Source organism: Starkeya nomas, from assembly GCF_902703545.1.
Taxonomy (GTDB): Bacteria; Pseudomonadota; Alphaproteobacteria; order Rhizobiales; family Xanthobacteraceae; genus Ancylobacter; species Ancylobacter moscoviensis.
In genome coordinates this window covers 2,231,385-2,251,250 of sequence record NZ_CACSAS010000001.1, presented here as the reverse complement: position 1 = coordinate 2,251,250, position 19,866 = coordinate 2,231,385, and the positions used below count along the sequence as shown (strand labels likewise).

Below are 19,866 nucleotides of genomic sequence, written 5' to 3'. Positions count from 1 at the left end.
TCATGACCACCCATACCCGCATTCGTCCCTTCAACACGAAGGAGACCTATCCCGAGCAGAAGCTCGACAACGATCTCTGCCAGGCGGTCGTCGCGCGCGGAACCATGGTGTTCCTGCGCGGCCAGATCGCCCAGGACCTCGACACGCGTGAAAGCCTGCATGTCGGGGATCCCGGCAAGCAGGCCGAAAAGGCGATGTCGAACATCAAGATGCTCATGGAGGAAGCCGGCGGCGACATGAGCCATATCTGTCGCATCGTCGTCTATCTCACGGATATCCGCTACCGCGAGGCGGTTTATCGTGAGATGGGCAAGTGGTTTAAGGGCGTGTTCCCGGTATCGACCGGCCTCGTCGTTCCCGCGCTTGCGCGACCGGAATGGGTCGTCGAGATCGAGGCGACGGCCGTCATCCCCGACGCGTTCTGAGCGCCATCGCGAGACGGGCGTCGAGCGAGCCGGGTCCGACGGGATCACGCTTGCTCGACGCCTGCCCTACATCAGTGCAGCTTCAGTGTTCAAGTTCGGGTCCGGCCTTTGAAAAGGCTGCAGGATGCAGCGATGCCATGGCTTCATGTTGAAATCTGACAAATGGCCGGATTCTGCAACCTTACGAAAATGTAAATTTCATATTCAGTTTCGGTTCAGGTGCTGTTGTATAGGTTGACTTCATCAGAACTCTTCATTCGTTCAGGAGTTAATTATGTACAAGTCTGTCATCGCCGGCCTCGCTATGCTGATGATACCGGGGTCGACCGCAGTATTTGCGCAGGGATATTATAACCCGCAGGGCAAGCCGCCGGCCGGATACCATCAGAATTACAAGCCTCATCACGGATATCAGGCGCCCAGGAAGCGGTCGCATTGGAGCCGGGGCGAGCGTCTTCCGTCGCAGTATCGGCGAGATGTGGTGCGTGACTACAAGCGTTATCGGCTTGCACCGCCGCCCCGCGGACATCATTGGGTGCGCGTGAACAATGATTACCTGCTGATCTCGGCAACGACCGGGTTGATCGCTTCGGTCTTCGGGGCGCGCTGAGTTCCTGTCGCAAAGCAGAACCCGCCAGATACGATCCCCCGCTCTCCGACCGGTGGGCGGGGGATTCTGCTGCGCTGCCGCTGGCGCAGCGTGATGGTTTCGGTTCAACGCCAGCCCTGTCGTGCTGCGTCGCAGCATAACGGGGCTGGCTGTCCGCGCAATCGGCGGATGCCGGCTCGCCGCCTTTTGCCTGGAACGTCACGGGCAAGGTGTTCCCGTCATAAACTTGACGCGGAATCCCAAAGAGCTTTCGTCGCCCGAATTGATGTTGTGGTGCAACATGGGGGCGGTTACGGTGCGCCGGTTCCGTTGGAAAGGCGTGCCGCATGTCCCGCGCGAAGTCCCCGACACCCGCCCGTTCTCCCCGCAAGACCGCCGCCGCATCGTCCGAGGCCGCCGCAAAGCCGGAGGCTGGCGTTTCGCGTGCGCCGGTGCTGGTCGATCTCGCCTTGCAGGGGGGTGGGGCGCACGGAGCGTTCACCTGGGGGGTGATCGACCGGCTGCTGGAAGAGGAATGGCTGCGGATCGACGGCGTTTCCGGCACCTCAGCCGGGGCGATGAACGCCGCGGTAATGGCGGACGGCTATGCCGCCGGCGGCGCCGCAGGCGCGCGCGCCGCTCTCGACGCCTATTGGCGCCATGTGGCCGATGCGGCCCGCTTCAGCCCCTTCCAGCGCGGCCCGCTGGACGTGCTGCTCGGGCGCTGGACGCTCGATAACTCGCCCCTGTTCATCGCCATGGACCTGATGTCCCGGCTCTATTCACCCTATGACCTCAATCCGGCCGGCACGAACCCGCTCCGGTCCGTGCTGGAGAAGGCAATCGACTTCGACCGCCTCAAGACATCGCCGGTCAAGGTCTTCATCACCGCCACCAATGTGCGCACCGGGCGCGGCCGGGTGTTCCGCAACGCCGAGATCACCCCAGAGGTACTGCTGGCCTCCGCCTGCCTGCCGACCCTTTTCCAGGCGGTCGAGATCGACGGCGAGAGCTACTGGGACGGCGGCTATGCCGGCAACCCGACCATGACGCCGCTGGTGCGGGAACTGGACTCGGACGACACCATCCTCGTGCCGATCAATCCGATCGAGCGGCCCGGCACGCCCCGCACCGCCGCGGAGATCCTCAACCGCCTCAACGAGGTATCGTTCAACTCGGCGCTGCTGAAGGAGCTGCGGATGATCGCCCTGCTTCGGCAGGTCGCCGATCCCGGCCACAGCGAGGGCGCGCAATGGGCGAAGATGCGCATCCACCTCGTGCGCAACTCCATCATGAGCACGCTCGGCTATTCCTCGAAGCTGAACGCCGAATGGACATTCCTGAGCATGTTGCGGGACGAGGGCCGCAGGGCGGCCGAGGCTTTCCTCGAAGCCGACGCCGACAATATCGGCAAGCGTTCCTCCGTTGATCTCGACCTGTTGCTGGAAGGGGTCTGAGCCATGGGCCTTCTCGGCATACTGCTCGGCCTCGGGCTCCTCGTCTGGTTTGCCTATCGCGGCTGGAGCGTATTGCTGCTGGCGCCGCTTTCGGCGCTGATCGCCTCCTTCCTCTCCGGCGAGCCGCTGCTCGCCAACTGGACGCAGACCTTCATGGGCAGCGCGGCGAGCTTCGTCGGCCAGTTCTTTCCGCTGTTCCTGCTCGGTGCTCTGTTCGGCAAGCTGATGGAGGACAGCGGCTCGGTGTCATCCATCGCCGACTTCATGACCGAGAAGCTCGGGGCGCAGCGCGCCATCCTCGCCGTCGTGCTGGCGGGTGCCATCGTCACCTATGGCGGTGTCAGCCTGTTCGTCGCGCTGTTCGTGCTGGCGCCCATGGCGGAGGCGCTATTCCGCGTCGCCGACATTCCCCGCCGGCTGATGCCGCCGGCCATCGCGCTCGGCACCTTCACCTTCACCATGATGGCGCTGCCCGGCACGCCGGCGATCCAGAACGCCATTCCCATGCCGTTCTTCGGCACCACGCCCTTCGCCGCGCCGGGGCTTGGCATCATCGCTTCGGCGATCATGCTCGGCTTCGGCTTGTGGTGGCTGGCGGGGGCGGAAGCCCGCGCGCGGCTTGCGGGAGAGGGCTTCGGCGACGGTGCGGCGGGCGTGAACGCGCATCTGGACGATCCGCTGCTGCGCGAGCGGGCCACGACGGCGCGCGAGTTCGATCCGGCTGAGATCGCGCATGGCCATGTCAGCACGGACCGCCCTTCCATCATCCTTGCCGCGCTGCCGCTGGTGCTGGTGATCGTCGTCAACCTGCTGATGTCCTTCGTCGTGCTGCCGAGCCTCGATTTCAGCTTCCTCGCGGAGGAACGCTGGGGGGGCGTGCCCTTCGCGGCGGTCAGCGGCGTGTGGTCAGTGGCGGTGGCGTTGATCGTCGCCATCCTCGCCACGCTCGCCCTCAACTGGCGTCGCCTGCCGAAGCTGCGCGAGACCATGGACGCGGGCGCCAACGCCTCGGTGCTGCCGATCTTCAGCGTGGCAAGTCTCGTCGGTTTCGGCGCGGTGGTGGCGGCGCTGCCGGCGTTCGAACTGGTGCGCGACTGGGTGCTTTCCATCGAGGGCGGCCCGCTGGTCTCGCTGGCGGTGGCGACCAACATTCTCGCGGCGCTCACGGGTTCGGCTTCCGGCGGCCTCACCATCGCGCTCGATGCGCTCGGGCCGACGTTCCTCGCGCGGGCCGGCGAGCTCGGCATCGACCCCGCCCTGCTGCACCGCGTGGCGGTGATGAGCGCGGGCACGCTCGACAGCCTTCCCCATAGTGGAGCGGTGGTCACGCTGCTCGCGGTCTGCGGTGCGACGCCGAAACAGAGCTATCTCGACATCGTCATGGTTGCCATCGTCGGTGCCATCGTGGCACTCGTCGCAGTTATCGCGCTCGGTTCGGTGGTCGGAAGCTTCTGAGGCGGCGCCTTCGCGAACCTGCGTATGGGGCAACGATGACGTCGATCGCATTTTCCGGCCTGCTGACCTTCACCATCGCCATCGTGGTGTTCTTCGTCGGCTCGGGTATCAACCAGGCGGTGCCCGCCCTGCGGAGCTGGAACATTCCCGAGGCGGTGACCGGCGGTCTGCTCGCGGCGGTCGCCACGCTCATCGCCTATCGCGTGTTCGACACCGAGATCGCCTTCGCCCTTGGCGCGCGCGACATGCTGCTGCTTTATTTCTTCACCGGCATCGGCCTCAACGCCCGCCTCGACGACCTTCTCACCGGCGGCAAGCCGCTGCTGATCCTGCTGGCGCTCACCGTCGCCTTCCTAGTGATCCAGAACCTCGTCGCCATCGGCGCCGTCGCGGCTCTGAGCCTGCCGGAGGGGCTGACCGTCTTCCTCGGTTCGGCGTCGCTGATCGGAGGGCATGGGACGACGATCGCCTGGGCACCGCTGATCTCGCAGCGCTTCGGCGTCGCGAACGTGATGGAGGTCGGGATCGCCGTGGCCACGCTCGGTCTCGTGCTGGCGAGCCTTGCGGGCGGCCCCATCGCCCGCCACCTCATCACCCGCTATCGGTTGAAGAGCCCGCCGGGCGAGGAAGCGGTGGTCGGCCTGCCGGCGTCGGCGGATCGCAAGGCTTCGGACGACATCAGCCATGTCAGCCTGCTGCGGACCGTTCTCGTGCTGAACGTCGCGATACTGATCGCTTTCGCGCTGGAAGGAGTGGTCGAGAACACTGGCCTGAAGCTGCCGATGTTCGTCGTCTGCCTGCTGGTCGGCATCGTGCTTACCAATACGGTGCCGCGCCTTTTCCCGCGCCTGCTTTGGCCGACGCGAACCCGCGCGCTGGCGCTGGTGTCGGATCTCGCGCTGAACGTCTTCCTCGCGATGTCGCTGATGAGCATGCAGCTCTGGACCATAGGCGGTCTCGGCCTCGCGCTCGTCATCGTGCTTGCCGTGCAGACCCTGGTGGCGGTCGCCTACATCATCTTCGTGGTGTTCCCGCTGATGGGGAAGGATTATCAGGCGGCGGTCATCTCGGCCGGCTTCACCGGTATCAGTCTCGGCGCGACGCCGACGGCCATCGCCAACATGACGGCGGTGACCAAGACGCACGGTCCTGCGCCTCGTGCCTTCATCATCCTGCCGCTGGTGTCGGCCTTCTTCATCGATATCGTGAACGCGGCGGTCATCGGCTTCATGGTCCGTTGACCGCTTGCCGTCTCCCGAGTGTGCCCGGGGGGAAGGTTCAGTCAGCGCCGGGGTCTTCGACGGTGCCGCTCACCGCACGGCCGAACTGTTCGACCTGCCCCTGATAGGTGCGGCGCGTCTTCGGGTCGATGACCGCGAGCGGTGCGCTGAGGGCAAGGCCCGCCGCGCCGCCGACCGTCTGGCCGACGCCCATGGCGGCGACGCCGATGCGATCGCCGATGCTGACGTCGGAATCGGTTACGGTCTGGCCGTTGACCAAGCGCTGGCCGATCAGCTTCACCACTTCGGGTGAAGAGGCGAAGCGGCCGTGATTGAGTGTGTCACCGCTGCGCATCGCCGTGAGGTCGATCACCACGATGCCGGATTTCTCCAGCTCGGCGTAATACTGCTGGGTGTCGATCATGCCGAGCCGGTCGACGCCGCCGGCGATGCGGCGCGAGACCTGGAGGGCGCGGTCGTCGCGGGAGACGAACAGGGTGAAATGCGCGTTCGGCCCGTTGAGCGCGCGCCACTGAGAGGCGAACACATCCACGTCGACATCCGGTGAGGCGAGGATGACGTTGCTGATCTTCGCCGGCAGTTGGCCACGGCGGATCGCCATCTGTCGCAGGCCTTCCATGGCGAGCCAGGCGCCCATGGAGTGCGCCATCACGGTGACGTCCTCCACGCGGGGATCGCTCACCACCTGCCAGACGGTCTCCTCGAAGGCATCGCGCGAGAAGATGGTGCTCTCGCGGTCGAACAGATAGTCGAACACCCGCGCGCGCGATGGCCAGGTGAACAGCACCGGCGCCACTTCCGAACGGGAGTCGTGCGTGATCTGCGCAAAGCGGTAGACCGCGTCCTCGAAACGGTTGTTGTAGCCGTGCACGAAAATCAGCACGCGACGGCTCGGAGGCAGATGGGCGTTGAGCCAGCCCTTGGCCGCCTTCACGCTGTCGAGCGGTTCCACCGAGAGGGTGGCGAAATCGGTTGCGGGATTGGCCGGCAGGCTGCGCGGCCACTGGACTTCGCCGATCTGTCGACGGTCGTCCGGCGGAATCGAAACGGTGAAGGCGCTCAGCGAGACGCCGCGTCCGCGCTCGCCGCTGAAGAGTTCTCCGGCATTGGGGGAGGGCGCGCGGGTCGTGGCAACCAGAAGGTCGAGCTTGGTCGCATCCGGCGCCGTTTCCTCGACGGGCGTAAGCACGCCTACCGGTCGTCCGGCACATCCGGCGCTCAGGGCGCAGGCCAACGCAACAATGACCAGACGCATTCCGCCTCCATCGGGCTCCGCCCGTGACCGCGAACCAATATCGCGCCCCGGAGGCTGTGACCAGATTGCCGATGTCGTTGGTGGCGGGGCGCGGCCTCGGGGCAACAGTCGGGGAAGGGACGCAATGCCATGGTTTCCCGCACGGGCCGCATATAGTGTGCGAGAAATACCGTCATAACGCGATGATCCCACCGCACTATCGCGGATGGGCATGTCGCGCTTCGTGGTTTTATGGTGCGACGGACTTGTTTGGTGGGGACTGGGACCGAGATGACGACAGCTAGGCCGTGGATGGTATTTGTCGCGCTCGGTGCGAGCCTGCTTCTTGCCGGGTGCGGAGCGGAGACCGAGGCGGAAGCGCCGCAGCCGCGGCCGGTGCGGGTCGTCACCGTCGAGAAGGGCGAGGGCGGGCAGGTCGTCAGCTTCACGGGCGAGGTGCTGGCCCAGGACGAGGCGTCGCTGGCCTTCCGGGTCTCCGGGCGGATGATCGAGCGCAGCGCCAATATCGGCGACCAGGTGAAGGCCGGCCAGATCGTGGCGCGGCTCGACCCGCAGAACGCGCAGAATACGTTGCGTTCGGCGCAGGCGGCACTGGCGGCGGCGGAAAGCCAGCTTGTCACGGCAGCCAACGCCTTCGAGCGGCAGGACCGCCTGCTTGCCAACGGCTTCACCACCCGTGCCAACCACGATTCCGCCCGCACCGCGCTCCAGGCGGCGCAGTCGGCGGTGGACGACGCCGAGGCGCAGCTCAAGATCGCGCAGGACAATCTCAGCTACACCGATCTCGTTGTCGACGCCGCCGGTACGGTGACGGCGCGCGGTGCCGAGCCGGGCGAGGTGGTGCAGGCGGGGCAGATGATCCTTCAGCTCGCCCGTCAGGGCGGGCGCGACGCCGTGTTCGACCTGCCGGCGAACATGCTCCGCCAGGCGCCGGCCGATCCCGTCATCACCGTCTCGCTCAGCGACGATCCGAATGTGACCGCCGTCGGCCGCGTGCGCGAGGTGGCGCCGCAGGCGGACCCGGTCACGCGCACCTTCCGGGTGCGGGTCGGGCTCGACAATCCGCCGCCGGCGATGCGGCTGGGTTCCACCGTCGTCGGCCGGGTGCGGCTCGACAACGACCTGGTGATCGATATTCCCGCCTCCGCGCTGACCGCGGTCAACAGCCAGCCGGCGGTCTGGATCGTCGATCCCGCGACGCAGACGGTCTCGCTGCGCAACATCGAGGTCCGCAGCTTCTCGCAGGCCCGCGTCGCCGTCGATTCCGGGCTCAGCCCCGGTGAGGTCGTGGTGACGGCGGGCGTGCAGGCGCTGCATCCCGGCCAGAAGGTGCGTCTGCTGGGTGCGGGGTCGTGATGCGGTTCAACCTTTCGGAATGGGCCGTCCGCGAGCGCTCGCTCGTCATCTATTTCATGCTGGCGGTGATCGGCGCGGGGCTCTTCGCCTATACGCGCCTCGGCCGGGCGGAAGATCCGTCCTTCATCATCAAGACCATGGTGGTGCAGGCAGCCTGGCCCGGAGCCAGCGTCGAGGACACGCTCCATCAGGTCACCGAGCGGCTCGAGCGCACGCTGCAGGAGACGCCGCATCTCGACTTCATCCGCAGCTATACGCGGCCGGGCGTCACCACGATCTTCGTCGCCCTCAAGGGCAGTACCACCGCCGCCGAAGTGCCCGACACCTGGTATCATGTGCGCAAGAGCATCGGCGACATGGCCCACACGCTGCCGCGCGGCGTGGTGGGGCCTGGCTTCAACGACGAGTTCGGCGACACCTTCGGCCTGATCTACGGCTTCACCGCCGACGGCTTCACCCATCGCGAGTTGCGCGATTATGTGGAGCAGGCCCGCTCCACGCTGCTGCACGTGCCGGACGTCGCCAAGATCGAACTGCTCGGCGAGCAGGACGAGCAGATCTTCGTCGAGTTCTCCATGCGCGAGCTGGCCAATCTCGGGATCAACCGGGCCACGCTGATCGCGGCTCTGCGCGCGCAGAACGTGGTTCAGCCCTCCGGTACCATCCAGACCGGCGACGAGAAGCTGGCGATCGACGTCACCGGCGCCTTCGGCTCGGAGCAAGACATCGCCAACATCAATTTCGCGGTCGGCGGGCGTATGCTGCGACTGTCGGACATTGCTACCGTCCGGCGCGGCTATGTGGATCCGCCGCGCCCGCTGTTCCGCGTGAACGGCGAGCCGGCGATCGGCCTTGCCATTTCGATGCGCGACGGTGGCGACATTCTCCAGCTCGGCCGCAACATCGACCAGGCGATGGCGAAGATCACCGCCGAGCTACCGGTGGGCATCGAGCCGCATCTGGTGGCGGACCAGGCGGTGACGGTGCGCAGTGCCATCTCCGAGTTCATGGAGTCGCTCTGGCAGGCCATCGTCATCATCCTGGCGGTAAGCTTCATCGCGCTCGGCGTGCGCGCCGGGCTGATGGTGGCGCTGACCATTCCGCTCACGCTGGCAGGCGTCTTCGCCGTCATGTGGCTCTTCAACATCGACATGCAGCGCATCTCGCTGGGCGCGCTCATCATCGCGCTGGCGCTCATGGTCGACGACGCCATGACCACCACCGATGCGACGCTCGGGCGCCTCGCTGCCGGGGACCGCAAGGAGGTGGCGGCGGTCTACGCCTTCAAGACCTACGCCTTCGCCATGCTGGCGGGCACGCTGGTGACGATCGCCGGCTTCGTGCCGGTGGGCTTCGCGGCCTCCTCGGCGGGCGAATACACCTTCACCCTGTTCGCGGTGGTGACGATCGCGCTGCTGATCTCGTGGCTGGTGGCGGTGGTGTTCGCTCCGCTGATCGGCCTCGTGATCCTCAAGGTGCCCAAGAATGCCGGGAGCGAACCGGGGCGGGTGATGCGCGTCTATCGCGGCTTCCTCTCCGCCGCGCTCACGGCGCGCTGGCTCACCGTCGCGGTGACACTCGGACTGTTCGCCGCCGCGGTGCTGCTGATGCCGCTCATTCCCCGGCAGTTCTTCCCCTCGTCCGATCGGCCGGAACTGCTGGTGGACCTGCAACTGCCGCAGAACGCCTCGATCTACGCCACCGATGCGGCGATGCAGCGGCTCGACGCGGCGCTGAAGGGCGACGAGGATGTCGCGCGCTGGAGCGGCTATGTGGGCCGTGGCGCCATCCGCTTCTACCTGCCGCTCAACGCCCAGCTGCCGAATGATTTCTTCGGCCAGGCGGTAGTGGTTGCCAAGGATGTCGAGGCGCGCGAGCGGCTGCACGCGAAGCTGGTGACGCTGCTCGCCAACGAGTTCCCCAATGTGGTGAGCCGCGTCTCGCCGCTGGAGCTCGGCCCGCCGGTCGGCTGGCCGATCCAGTATCGGGTCGTCGGCCCCGAGCTCGGGCAGGTGCGCGACATCGCCTTCAAGCTGGCCGAGGTCATGGCCGCTGATCCGCTGACGCGATCGGTGAACTATGACTGGATCGAGCCGGCGCGCGAGATCCGTATCCGGGTCGACCAGGACCAGGCGCGCCTGCTCGGCCTCTCCACCGAGGCCATCGGCTCGGTGCTCAACACCGTCATCACTGGCGCGCCGGTCACGCAGGTGCGCGACGACATCTATCTCGTCGACGTGGTGCTGCGCGCGACCGACGAGCAGCGTGTTTCGCTCGACACGCTGCGCACGCTGGAGGTGCCGCTGCCCAACGGGCGCACCGTGCCGCTCAGCCAGTTCGCGACCTTCGACTACGAGCAGACCTACCCACTGGTCTGGCGCCGCGACCGGCTACCCTCGCTGACCGTGCAGTCGGATATCGAGGCCGGGCAGTTGCCCGAGACGGTGGTGCAGCAGCTCACCCCGAAGATCGAGGAACTGGCCAGGACCTTGCCGGCCGGCTACCGCATCGAGACCGGCGGCACGGTGGAAGAGAGCGCGTCCTCGCTCGCCTCGGTCATGGCGGTGGTGCCGGTCATGATCCTGATCATGCTCACCGTGCTGATGTTCCAGCTGCGTCGCTTCTCGCTGACCTTCCTGGTCATCAGCGTGGCGCCGCTCGGCTTGATCGGCGTGGTGCTGGCGCTGCTGGTCTCCAGCCGGCCGCTTGGCTTCGTCGCCATCCTCGGCGTGCTGGCGCTGATCGGCATGATCATCAAGAACGCGGTGATCCTGATCGGTCAGATCGAAGCCGAGCGCGCGGGCGGCAAGAGCGCACGCGAGGCGGTGATCGACGCTTCCTGCGCGCGCTTCACGCCGATCATGCTGACTGCCGTCTCCACCGTGCTCGGCATGATTCCCATCGCCCCGACGGTGTTCTGGGGGCCGATGGCTTTCGCCATCATGGGCGGCCTGCTGGTCGCCACGCTGCTCACCCTCATCTTCCTGCCGGCGCTCTATCTGGCGACGGTGGGAAGGGAGCGCACGAAGACGGCGTGATCGGGCGGCCGCCCGCGTCTGTCGTCAGGGCGCGGAGGAGGCGGAGGCCGCGTTCTCCGGCGTGCCGGCCTGTGCCGTGGAGACTGGCGGCGCGATCCGGTCGATCATGTAGGGGAAGAACGGGTTCGACGACATGCGCACCAGCGCGTCGAGGCTGACGATCAGCGCCCCGCGCTCGCCCCGCACCGCCATAGCGCCGAGCTGAAGCCCGAAATTCTCCTTCGGGTCGGGGGCCGAACCGTAGAGCGAGTCGCTCGACGGGAAGGGCAGCGCGACATGCGAGAGCGAATAGACGTCGAGCGGGTAGGAGAGGCCGAGCGGGCGCACGACCTCCTCGCTCGAGCCGGCGGCGATGCTGCGTTCCACCACCTGGTCGCTGCCGGAATCCTCGTTGGTGATGATCACGGTGCGGAAATTGCGCGGCAGCGGCGGCAACAGCCGCATCAGCGCCGAATAGGAGGTGGCGCGCAGCAGCGGGCCGAGCTTGGTGTTGCGGTTGATGTCGAACAGCACCAGTTCGCTGCCGTTCGCCGGAAGCTGGCTGTAGAAGGCGTCGATGATCGCGCGCGTCGAGACGGTGAAATCCATCACCGACTGGAAGGTGAGCGCCGGGGGCAGCTCCGCCAGCTTGCCGGCACGCGCCTGAGCCGTGATGGAAGCCTGCAAGGCCCGCGTCAGGCGATGCGACTGCACGGCGCCGTTGACCGGGAAGCTGTTGTACTTGAACGGATTGAACTCCGGCACAATGCCGAGCCACGCTGCCTTGTCGAAGGCTGGCAGCCAAGCGGGGAGCGCGGCAAGGCCGGCGAAACGCGCAAAACGGGTGATGCCGATCATCGGCGAGATCAGCACCAGCCGGCTGGGCCGGGCGAGCTTGTCGTCGCTGAGCGCGTCGAGCGCGTATTTCAGCGCCAGCGCGCCGCCATTGGAGAAACCGACGATCTCCAGCGGCTTGCCCGGCGCCCGCGCCGCGGCCTCGCGCATCGCGAGGCGCGTCGCCGCGAGCCAGTCTTCCCATTCGACCTCGGTGAGGCCGGCGGGCACGGTGCCGTGCCCGGGCAGGCGGGGGGCCACCACCACGAAGCCGGCGGCGAGATAGCGCTGCGCGGTGTGGCGCAGGCTGTAGGGCGAGTCCGTCAACCCGTGCAGCAGCACGACCGCGCCGGCCGGCTCGCCCACGGGCACCATCTCGTAGGAGCGGTTCCAGTCGTGGGTGAGGCTCGGCGGGTAGACGATGCTGCCGGAGAAGTAGCGGTTCGAGGGGATGCGCTCATCCTCGGGCAGCTTCTGTACGACCTCGCGGGTCACGTCGCTGAAGAGCTTGTCTTCGCGGGCGAGATAGGCCGCCCAGTCCGCCTCGTCGAGCTCGGCGACGGTCATCTCCTCCGGCACGAAGGTGTGCCAGGGCTCCAGCGGCGCGCCGCTCTGGGCGAACCAGACTCGCGAGCCGAGGAAGCCGACGAACAGCACCAGCAGCAGGATGCCGACCCATTTCAGGGCTTTGCGCAGGGGCGTGAGCATGTCAGGCGACGGGCTCCTCTCGGCCGGACAGCAGGCGGGCGATCCAGCGCGTGCCCTCTCCCTCCTCGCAGAAGGTGAGGGCGGCGATTACCAGCGGCACGCCGATGAAGGCGCCCGGCAGGCCCCACATGAAGGACCAGAAGAACACCGCGAACAGCACGAGGAAGGGCGAGATGGAGAGCGCCTTGCCGGCCATGCGCGGCTCGATATAGCTGCCTGAGAAGAACTGGATGACGTTCATGGTGAGGAAGACCAGCACCGCTGTCTCCCACGATCCGAACTGCGCCAGCGCGAAGAAGGTCGGCAGCAGCGTCGCCACCAGCGGCCCGATGAAGGGGATGTAGTTCAGCGCGAAGGCGATGGCGCCGAAGGCGGGCGCGAGATCGAGCCCCAGCGCGGCGGTGACGGCCCAGACAAAGAGGCCAGTCAGCACGCTCATCGCCGTGCGCACCATCATGTAGGTGCGGAACTTCGCGGCCGTGGCCGCGCTCGCCCGCACCAGCCGGGTGCCCTTCTCCCCCGCCTCGGCGAGCAACTTGGTGCGGATGATGTCGACCTCCAGCAGGCCGAGCATGACGAAGATCAGCGTCACCACCACGAAGCCGATCATGCCGTTCAGGCGCCCCGCGAGGCCCTGGAAGAAGCGGATCAGCCAGCTCGCGTTGAAGGTGTCGGAGAGCATGCCGGCCGAATAGAGCCCCATCTCCTCCAGCCGGGCGGCGGTCTCGGTGTAGAGCGCCTGGAAGCGGCCGGCATTGGCGATGAGCCAGCGGCCCGTCTGGCTGAAGCCCCAGACGGTGACGTAACCGAGCAGGGCGACCACGAGAATGGTGAGCAGCAGCGTGATCGCCATCGCCCCGAGGCCGGAGAGATGGTTCTGCAACCGCTTCTGAAGCGGCCAGACAAGGGCGATGATGAACAGCGCGAATGCCACCGGCGCGACGATCGGCTGCGCGAGATGGATGGCGCCGGCGCCGATGATGAACGTACTGATGCCGAGGAGAAGGTTGGTGGCGCGGGAGGTCATGGGGGCCTTTGGGTCACGCGGTCATCCTCGCCGGATAACATGGCGCAACCCAAAGGAAAATCGCTGTTTGTCCACGTTTCAAGCGAAGGGTGCCCGCATCGCGCTGGCACCCCGCCGTCCTCAGAGACCGGCGCGGATCACCGCATCGGCGACCGTGATCTTTTTCGGCAGCAGGCCGAGGTCGAAGAAGGTGTCGGCGACGAGCTGCTGATCGGCGATCACCTTCTCGCTGAGCGGGGCGACGCCGAAGCTCTGCCGCGCGACCGCGACGGCGAGCACCGGAGCCGGAATGCCGGTCGAAGGCGCCAGTTCCGCCACCGCCGCGGCCGGATCCTTCTGGATCCAGTCGTCGGTCTCGCGGATGGCCTCAATGAGCTGCCCGATCACCTTGGGATTGGCATCGGCGAATTTCCGCGAGCCGAGATAGAACTGGTAGTTCGGCACGATGCCCTCGGCGGTGGTGAGGGTGCGCGCCTTGATCGCGACTTCCGCGGCCGCCTGGAACGGATCCCAGATCGCCCAGGCGTCGATGGCGCCCTTCTCGAAGGCGGCGCGGGCATCGGCCGGCGGCAGGAACTTGGTCGTGATGTCGGAATAGGCGAGGCCGTTCTGCTCCAGTGCCTTCACCAGCAGAAAATGCACGTTCGAGCCCTTGTTGAGGCCGACGATCTTGCCCTTGAGATCCTTGACCGACTGGATTGGGCTGTCCTTCGGCACGAGGATCGCCTCGCCCTTGGGCGCGGGAGGCTCGTTGGCGATGTAGGCGAGGTTGTCGCTGGCGGCCTGGGCGAAGATCGGCGGCGCTTCACCGGTCTGGCCGATGTCGATGGCACCGGCGTTCAGCGCTTCCAGCATCTGCGGGCCGGCGGCGAACTCCGCCCATTTCACCGTGACGCCGAGCGGCTCCAGCTTCTTCTCGAGGATGCCGCGCCCCTTCAGCAGCACCAGCGTGCCGTATTTCTGGAAGCCGACGCGGACCTCCGTATCGGCGGCGAAGGCGGAGTGAAGGCCGGGGGCGGCGAGCGCGGCGGCAAGGCCGGCAGTGCCGGCGAGCAGGGTACGGCGAGAAAGAGCGGTCATCTGCAGGGTGTCCTTCCGCGGGAATGAGCGGGACGGGATTAGGAACCGAAGAGCTGCTGGAGGATGCGCCCTTCGAGCCGAGCGAGTTCGGCCGAACCGCGCGGGCGCGGACGGGGCAGTTCGACATCGAGGTCAAGCGCCACGCGACCGCCGTCGATCAGCAGAACGCGGTCGGCGAGGGCGAGGGCTTCGGAGACGTCGTGGGTCACCAGAATGGCGGTGAAGCGCTGTTCCAGCCAGATGCGCTCGACGAGGCCCTGCATCTCGATACGGGTGAGGGCGTCGAGCGCGCCGAGCGGCTCATCCAGCGCCAGCAGGCGCGGGCCGGAAGCCAGCGCCCTAGCCAGAGCGACGCGCTGCTTCTGGCCGCCGGAGAGCACGGAGGGCCATTCGTCGGCGCGGTCCGCGAGGCCGACCTCGGCGAGGATGGCGCGGGCGCGTTCGTGGCGTTCCTCGCCCTTCACCGTGGCCGGGAGGCCGACCTCGACATTGGCGAGCACCCGCTCCCACGGCAGCAGGCGCGGCTCCTGGAACATGATGCGCAGAGCCTCGCCATCATGCGCGCCGTCGAACAGCAGGCGCCCGCTGCTCGGCTGATCGAGACCGGCGACGAGGCGCAATAGCGTGCTCTTGCCGCAGCCGCTCTTGCCGACGATCGCGACGAACTGGCCGGCGGGAATGGAGAGGTCGATATTCTCCAGAACGCGCTTGGTGCCGAAATGGCGGCCGAGCCGCTCGAAACGGACGCCAAGCCCACGTGCGGCATCGACGAAGGCCGTGAAGCTGGCGGGAGAAGGGGCAGCCGTCATGTGTCCGCTCCGCCGCTTCAGCCGCGCGCGGGCGTCTGGAAGGCCGGGTGCCACTGCAGGCAGGTGCGCTCCAGCCAGCGCGTGAGCACGTCGGCGAGCTTGCCCAGCAGCGCATAGATGAGGATCGCCAGCACTACGATGTCGACCAGAAGGAACTCGCGCGCCTGCATCGCCATGTAGCCGAGGCCGGAGGAGGCGGCGATGGTCTCGGCGACGATCAGCGTCAGCCACATGATGCCGAGCGCGAAGCGCAGGCCGACGAAGATCGACGGCAGCGCGCCGGGCAGGATCACCCGGCGGAACAGCGTGAAGGGCGACATGCCGTAGACCCGCCCCATCTCGATGAGCTGGGGATCCACGGTGCGCACGCCGTGCAGCGTGTTGATGTAGATCGGGAAGAACACGCCGAGGGCGACGAGGAAGAGCTTCGCCTCCTCCTCGATCCCGAACCACAGGATGACCAGCGGAATCAGTGCCAGATGCGGCATGTTGCGGATCATCTGCAGCGTCGTGTCGGTATAGCGGCGCGACAGTTCCGACAGCCCGTTGGCGATGCCGAGCGCGAGCCCGATGCCGCCGCCGACCACCAGCCCGGCAAGGGCGCGCAGCGTGCTGACGCCCATGTTGTGAGCCAGTTCGCCTGACTTCAGCGCCTGCCAGCCGGCCAGCGCCACGGCGGACGGCGCCGGCAGAACGTTCGGCGCGATATAGCCGATGCGGGAGAGATATTCCCAGGCCGCCACGAGCAGCACCGGAAGCACCCAGCCGGCAATGCGGGCCTCGACCGAGGAGAGGTCGGGACGGCGGCGCGCGTCCGCCTTCTTGCCGGAGGTGGCGACAGGCGCATCGAGCTCGGCCAGCGACATGTCAGGCGGCCTCCTCGGTGAGGCGCCGGGCTGCGCGCAGGCGGCCGTCGAGGGCATGCACCGCTTCGGCGACGAGTTGTTCGAAGCGTTGCTCCGCCGCGCCCGGCGTAACCCGACCTTCGGCGAATTCGCGGTCGGTGAAGAAGATGCCGGTGCCGAGCGGCTGGGCCTGGAAGAAGGCGAAGAGCGGCCGCAGCTGATGCTCGATCACCAGCGCGTGGCGGTCGCTTCCGCCGGTGGCGAGGAGGGCGACCGGCACGCCGACGAGGCTGCGATAGTCGAGAAGGTCGACGAAGTGCTTGAAGAGGCCGGAATAGGAGCCCTTGTAGACCGGCGAGCCGACCACCAGCAGATCGGCCGTCTCGACCGCCTGCAGAGCCGCTTCCTCGATCGTTCCTGCCGCCGGGCGGGCACGCAGCGCGCCGATATGTTCGAGCGCCGCGACATCGATCACCTTGCTGTCCACGCGGAATGATGCCCCTGCCGCAGAGGCGATACGGGCGACCGCGAGTTCGACCAGCGCGAGCGTACGCGAGGGCACGGACAGGCCGCCGCTCAGGCCGACGATCTTGATGTTTGCCATGGCCGCGCTCCGTTTCCGCTGCGTCCAGTCCCGATAAGTTGGTCAATCCGTGACATGACGATTGCCAAATGTCTATATAGAAAATAGATTTCTACCTATGTCCGACGTGCGGGACTGGCATCAAGTAGATGAAAGATAAGGGCTATTCGCCATTTTCCCGCGCTACCCGAGCCCCGCGATCCGCGCGTCGGACGTCGCTTTTCGCGGCGTCTGATGCGGCGAATTCGGTCCCTCTTGCCTGTTCCGGCGCGCCGCGAGGCCTGATCGCCGCCACCTAATCGGAAGGAAGCCTGAAATGTCGTCCCAGTCCTCGATCCCGTCCACGCAGAGCGAGGGGTTAAACGTCCTGTGGTTCCTGCCGACCCATGGCGACGGTCGTCATCTGGGTACCGGCGTCGGCGCCCGCGAAGTCGACATCGACTATCTGCGCCAGGTGGCGCAGGCGGCGGACCGGCTCGGCTATTACGGCGTGCTCATCCCCACTGGCAAAAGCTGCGAGGATTCCTGGCTGGTGGCCTCGGCTCTGGCGCCGGTGACGAAGCGGCTTCGCTATCTGGTGGCGGTTCGCCCCGGCCTTGCCTCGCCCACTCTTTACGCGCGCATGACGGCGACGCTCGACCGTATCTCCGAAGGACGGCTGCTGATCAACATCGTCACCGGCGGCGATCCGGTGGAGAATGCCGGCGACGGCATCTTCCTCAATCACGACGAGCGCTACGAGGTGACGGACGAGTTCCTCACCGTCTATCGGCGCCTGCTCGCCGGCGAGCATGTGAGTTATGAGGGCAAGCATATCCGGATCGAGGACGGCCATCTGCTGTTCCCGCCGACGCAGGAGAACGGACCGGCGTTGTATTTCGGCGGCTCGTCGGAAGCGGCGAACACCGTGGCGGCCGATCACGTCGACAAATACCTCACCTGGGGCGAGCCGCCGGCCGCCGTCGCGGCCAAGATCAAGCAGGTGAGGGAGCTCGCCGAGGCGCGCGGGCGCAAGGTGAGCTTCGGCATCCGCCTGCACGTCATCGCGCGCGAGACCGATGCCAAGGCCTGGGAGGCGGCGGAGGATCTCATCCGCTATCTCGACGACGACACCATCGCCGCGGCGCAGAAGGTGTTTTCGCGTCTCGATTCCGTCGGGCAGGCGCGCATGCAGGCGCTTCACGGCGGACGACGTGATAAGCTTGAAGTCAGCCCGAACCTGTGGGCCGGCGTCGGGCTGGTGCGCGGCGGTGCCGGCACGGCTCTGGTCGGCTCCGGCGAAACGGTGGCGGCGCGCATGCAGGAATATGCGGATCTTGGCGTCGACAGCTTCATCCTCTCAGGCTACCCGCATCTGGAGGAGGCCTATCGCGTGGCCGAGCTGGTGCTGCCCCGTCTCAAGCTGAAGCATGACATCGTGAAGGCCAGCTCGAAGGTGAACACCGGGCCCTTCGGCGAAACCATCGCCAACGATTACCGCCCGGTCACGCGCGCGTCCCAGTCGTGAGCACGTCCGCACATCAGGTGCCGGTCGCGATCGTCGGCGGCGGCTTCTCCGGCGCCGCTGTCGCCTGGCACCTCTTCCGGCTGCGCCCGGATCTGGAGCGGGTCGTCGTGATCGAGCCGCGCGCCGAGCTGGGGCGCGGTCTGGCCTACAGCGCCGCCGATCCCAGCCATCGCATCAATGTACCGGCGGTGCGCATGACGCTGATGCCCGACCAGCCCGAGCATTTCAACGCGTGGCTGGAGGCGTCGGGCCGCCTTGATGGCGACCCGGCGGCCCGCATGCCGGACGGGCGGAATTTCCCCGCCCGCGCGGTGTTCGGCGAGTATGTCCACCGCATGCTGACCTCGCTCGGGCCGCGCCTTCAGCATGTGCGCGCGGCTGCGCAGGACATCGAGCCGGTCGAGGGCGGCTATCGCATCGCCTGCTCCGACGGGAGCGAGGTGCTGGCCCGGATCGTGGTGCTGGCGGTGGCGCACGTCGCGCCGAGTCCCCCGTCACTCGTCGACCGAGCACTCGCCGGTCATCCCCGCTATGTGCGCGATCCATGGGCGACCGACCGGCTGGAGACGATCCGCCCCGAGGATCGCGTGCTGATCGTGGGTACGGGGCTGACCATGGCGGATATCGTCGCCAGCCTCGACCGTCTCGGCCACAAGGGCGAGATCGTCGCCATCTCCCGCCGGGGCCTGCGTTCGCGCGGCCATCCCGCCGAAGCGCATGAGCCTTATGGCGACTTCGCCACAGAGCCGGCGCAGACGGTGCGCGAACTGGTGCGGCGCGTGCGCGAGACGGTTCGGGCGGCCGCCCGCGAGGGCAAGAGCTGGCACTGCGTGCTCGATCAGGTACGCCTGCAGGGCAGCGCCATCTGGCGGGCGCTGCCGCTTGCCGAGCGCGCGCGGCTGCTGCGTCATCTGCGCCCCTTCTGGGACGTGCATCGCTTCCGCATCGCGCCGCAGGTAGAGCAGGGGCTCGACCGGCGTCTGGCGGAGGGGCGGCTCTCGCTGCGTGCCGCTTCCCTGAAAACGATGGAGCGCAAGGGCGAGACCATCGAGGTGACCCTCCGATCCCGCCGGGGCGCTCGCGTCGATACGGAGCGGTTCGATGCGGTGGTGGTGGCGACCGGCCCGGCGCATGGCCGGGTCTTCGCCGAGACGCCGGTATTGGCGTCGCTGGAGGCTGCCGGTCTTGCCCGTCCCGATCCCCTGCGGCTCGGCATCGACGTGACCGGCGATGGCCACGCTGTCGGTGCCGACGGTGTCGCGCGTCCCGATCTTTTCGTCGCCGGGCCGCTGGCGCGCGGCACGGTGGGCGAGCTGATGGGGCTGCCGGACGTGACCAACTATGCCATCCGCGTGGCTGGTGGCGTGGCGGCGCAGCTCGATGCCCGGATCGCCAGGAAACCCGACCTGGTTCAGGCTTCCGGCTGAATAGAAAAGAAATCTACTAGAAAAATAGATTATGATATTGACGAGGCGTCCGGCATCTGGTGTCATCCTCCCACCGATGCCGGACGCGTCGCCCTTTCAGGGTGCCCGGTTTCGCTGAAGAGGGGCGGTTGGGCTTCACATGACTTGGAACTGTCGACGCGGCTGACGCCGCCGGATTGCCGGTATTCCCGCAGAATTCTCAGGGGCCGTCTGCAGGCGCGTGGGCGCCGCGACGGCACAATCAGGAAATT

16 protein-coding genes are annotated in these 19,866 nt (G+C 67.1%); 9 read left to right on the top strand and 7 right to left on the bottom strand.

Annotation, left to right across the window (positions count from 1 at the left end; translation table 11 throughout):
* Positions 1–2 precede the first annotated feature (2 nt).
* From STARVERO_RS10955 to gltS, 5 genes are all read left to right on the top strand, one after another.
* Positions 3–425, top strand: coding sequence for a RidA family protein (locus STARVERO_RS10955; RefSeq protein WP_159598871.1), 423 nt, complete (start codon positions 3–5; stop codon positions 423–425).
* Between the two features lie 274 nt (positions 426–699).
* Positions 700–1,035, top strand: coding sequence for an RcnB family protein (locus tag STARVERO_RS10950; RefSeq protein ID WP_144342113.1), 336 nt, complete (start codon positions 700–702; stop codon positions 1,033–1,035).
* A 326-nt stretch (positions 1,036–1,361) separates the two neighbouring features.
* Positions 1,362–2,471, top strand: a complete 1,110-nt coding sequence (locus STARVERO_RS10945) for a patatin-like phospholipase family protein (protein ID WP_244616732.1) — start codon at positions 1,362–1,364, stop codon at positions 2,469–2,471.
* 3 nt (positions 2,472–2,474) lie between these two features.
* Complete coding sequence (locus STARVERO_RS10940; RefSeq protein ID WP_159598870.1) at positions 2,475–3,926, top strand: GntP family permease; 1,452 nt, start codon at positions 2,475–2,477, stop codon at positions 3,924–3,926.
* Positions 3,927–3,961: 35 nt separating this feature from the next.
* Positions 3,962–5,167 carry a sodium/glutamate symporter gene (gene gltS, locus STARVERO_RS10935; protein WP_159598869.1) on the top strand — a complete coding sequence of 402 codons (1,206 nt, stop codon included), beginning with the start codon at positions 3,962–3,964 and terminating at the stop codon, positions 5,165–5,167.
* 37 nt (positions 5,168–5,204) lie between these two features.
* Here gltS and STARVERO_RS10930 read toward each other — a convergent pair whose 3' ends face one another.
* Positions 5,205–6,422 carry an alpha/beta hydrolase gene (locus STARVERO_RS10930; RefSeq protein WP_144342116.1) on the bottom strand — a complete coding sequence of 406 codons (1,218 nt, stop codon included), beginning with the start codon at positions 6,420–6,422 and terminating at the stop codon, positions 5,205–5,207.
* 291 nt (positions 6,423–6,713) lie between these two features.
* Here STARVERO_RS10930 and STARVERO_RS10925 point away from each other — a divergent pair, with 291 nt between their 5' ends.
* Positions 6,714–7,778 (top strand): efflux RND transporter periplasmic adaptor subunit, encoded by a 1,065-nt coding sequence (locus STARVERO_RS10925; protein WP_422802138.1) that lies wholly within the window; start codon positions 6,714–6,716, stop codon positions 7,776–7,778.
* On the top strand, positions 7,778–10,816 hold the full coding sequence (locus STARVERO_RS10920; protein WP_159598868.1) for an efflux RND transporter permease subunit: 3,039 nt from the start codon (positions 7,778–7,780) through the stop codon (positions 10,814–10,816). Before STARVERO_RS10925 ends, STARVERO_RS10920 begins: the two co-directional genes overlap by 1 nt.
* A 24-nt stretch (positions 10,817–10,840) precedes the next feature.
* Here the strand turns inward: STARVERO_RS10920 and STARVERO_RS10915 are convergent, their stop codons facing one another.
* The 6 genes from STARVERO_RS10915 to STARVERO_RS10890 form a co-directional block, all read right to left on the bottom strand.
* Positions 10,841–12,337, bottom strand: a complete 1,497-nt coding sequence (locus STARVERO_RS10915) for an alpha/beta hydrolase (protein ID WP_159598867.1) — start codon at positions 12,335–12,337, stop codon at positions 10,841–10,843.
* Between the two features lies 1 nt (position 12,338).
* Positions 12,339–13,364: an AI-2E family transporter gene (locus tag STARVERO_RS10910; RefSeq protein ID WP_159598866.1), complete on the bottom strand. Its 1,026-nt coding sequence runs from the start codon at positions 13,362–13,364 to the stop codon at positions 12,339–12,341.
* Positions 13,365–13,484: 120 nt separating this feature from the next.
* Positions 13,485–14,444 (bottom strand): sulfonate ABC transporter substrate-binding protein, encoded by a 960-nt coding sequence (locus STARVERO_RS10905; protein WP_144342120.1) that lies wholly within the window; start codon positions 14,442–14,444, stop codon positions 13,485–13,487.
* Between the two features lie 38 nt (positions 14,445–14,482).
* Positions 14,483–15,253, bottom strand: coding sequence for an ATP-binding cassette domain-containing protein (locus STARVERO_RS10900; RefSeq protein ID WP_144342121.1), 771 nt, complete (start codon positions 15,251–15,253; stop codon positions 14,483–14,485).
* Positions 15,254–15,270: 17 nt separating this feature from the next.
* Positions 15,271–16,119: an ABC transporter permease subunit gene (locus STARVERO_RS10895; RefSeq protein ID WP_159598865.1), complete on the bottom strand. Its 849-nt coding sequence runs from the start codon at positions 16,117–16,119 to the stop codon at positions 15,271–15,273.
* Between the two features lies 1 nt (position 16,120).
* Positions 16,121–16,702: an NAD(P)H-dependent oxidoreductase gene (locus STARVERO_RS10890; protein ID WP_159598864.1), complete on the bottom strand. Its 582-nt coding sequence runs from the start codon at positions 16,700–16,702 to the stop codon at positions 16,121–16,123.
* 295 nt (positions 16,703–16,997) lie between these two features.
* Between STARVERO_RS10890 and ssuD the strand changes: the two genes are divergently transcribed.
* A complete protein-coding gene (ssuD, locus tag STARVERO_RS10885) occupies positions 16,998–18,188 on the top strand; it encodes an FMNH2-dependent alkanesulfonate monooxygenase (RefSeq protein WP_159598863.1) in 1,191 nt (396 codons plus the stop codon).
* Positions 18,185–19,615, top strand: coding sequence for an FAD/NAD(P)-binding protein (locus tag STARVERO_RS10880; protein ID WP_244616731.1), 1,431 nt, complete (start codon positions 18,185–18,187; stop codon positions 19,613–19,615). Before ssuD ends, STARVERO_RS10880 begins: the two co-directional genes overlap by 4 nt.
* Positions 19,616–19,866: the final 251 nt, after the last annotated feature.

Excerpts from the sequence above, each read along its gene's own strand:
- STARVERO_RS10955 (WP_159598871.1), top strand. The coding sequence starts at position 3 with ATGACCACCCATACCCGCATTCGTCCCTTCAACACGAAGGAGACCTAT.
- gltS (WP_159598869.1), top strand. The coding sequence starts at position 3,962 with ATGACGTCGATCGCATTTTCCGGCCTGCTGACCTTCACCATCGCCATC.
- STARVERO_RS10915 (WP_159598867.1), bottom strand. The coding sequence starts at position 12,337 with ATGCTCACGCCCCTGCGCAAAGCCCTGAAATGGGTCGGCATCCTGCTG.
- STARVERO_RS10945 (WP_244616732.1), top strand. The coding sequence starts at position 1,362 with ATGTCCCGCGCGAAGTCCCCGACACCCGCCCGTTCTCCCCGCAAGACC.
- STARVERO_RS10940 (WP_159598870.1), top strand. The coding sequence starts at position 2,475 with ATGGGCCTTCTCGGCATACTGCTCGGCCTCGGGCTCCTCGTCTGGTTT.
- STARVERO_RS10910 (WP_159598866.1), bottom strand. The coding sequence starts at position 13,364 with ATGACCTCCCGCGCCACCAACCTTCTCCTCGGCATCAGTACGTTCATC.
- ssuD (WP_159598863.1), top strand. The coding sequence starts at position 16,998 with ATGTCGTCCCAGTCCTCGATCCCGTCCACGCAGAGCGAGGGGTTAAAC.
- STARVERO_RS10920 (WP_159598868.1), top strand. The coding sequence starts at position 7,778 with ATGCGGTTCAACCTTTCGGAATGGGCCGTCCGCGAGCGCTCGCTCGTC.
- STARVERO_RS10905 (WP_144342120.1), bottom strand. The coding sequence starts at position 14,444 with ATGACCGCTCTTTCTCGCCGTACCCTGCTCGCCGGCACTGCCGGCCTT.
- STARVERO_RS10890 (WP_159598864.1), bottom strand. The coding sequence starts at position 16,702 with ATGGCAAACATCAAGATCGTCGGCCTGAGCGGCGGCCTGTCCGTGCCC.
- STARVERO_RS10930 (WP_144342116.1), bottom strand. The coding sequence starts at position 6,422 with ATGCGTCTGGTCATTGTTGCGTTGGCCTGCGCCCTGAGCGCCGGATGT.
- STARVERO_RS10950 (WP_144342113.1), top strand. The coding sequence starts at position 700 with ATGTACAAGTCTGTCATCGCCGGCCTCGCTATGCTGATGATACCGGGG.
- STARVERO_RS10925 (WP_422802138.1), top strand. The coding sequence starts at position 6,714 with ATGGTATTTGTCGCGCTCGGTGCGAGCCTGCTTCTTGCCGGGTGCGGA.
- STARVERO_RS10900 (WP_144342121.1), bottom strand. The coding sequence starts at position 15,253 with ATGACGGCTGCCCCTTCTCCCGCCAGCTTCACGGCCTTCGTCGATGCC.
- STARVERO_RS10895 (WP_159598865.1), bottom strand. The coding sequence starts at position 16,119 with ATGTCGCTGGCCGAGCTCGATGCGCCTGTCGCCACCTCCGGCAAGAAG.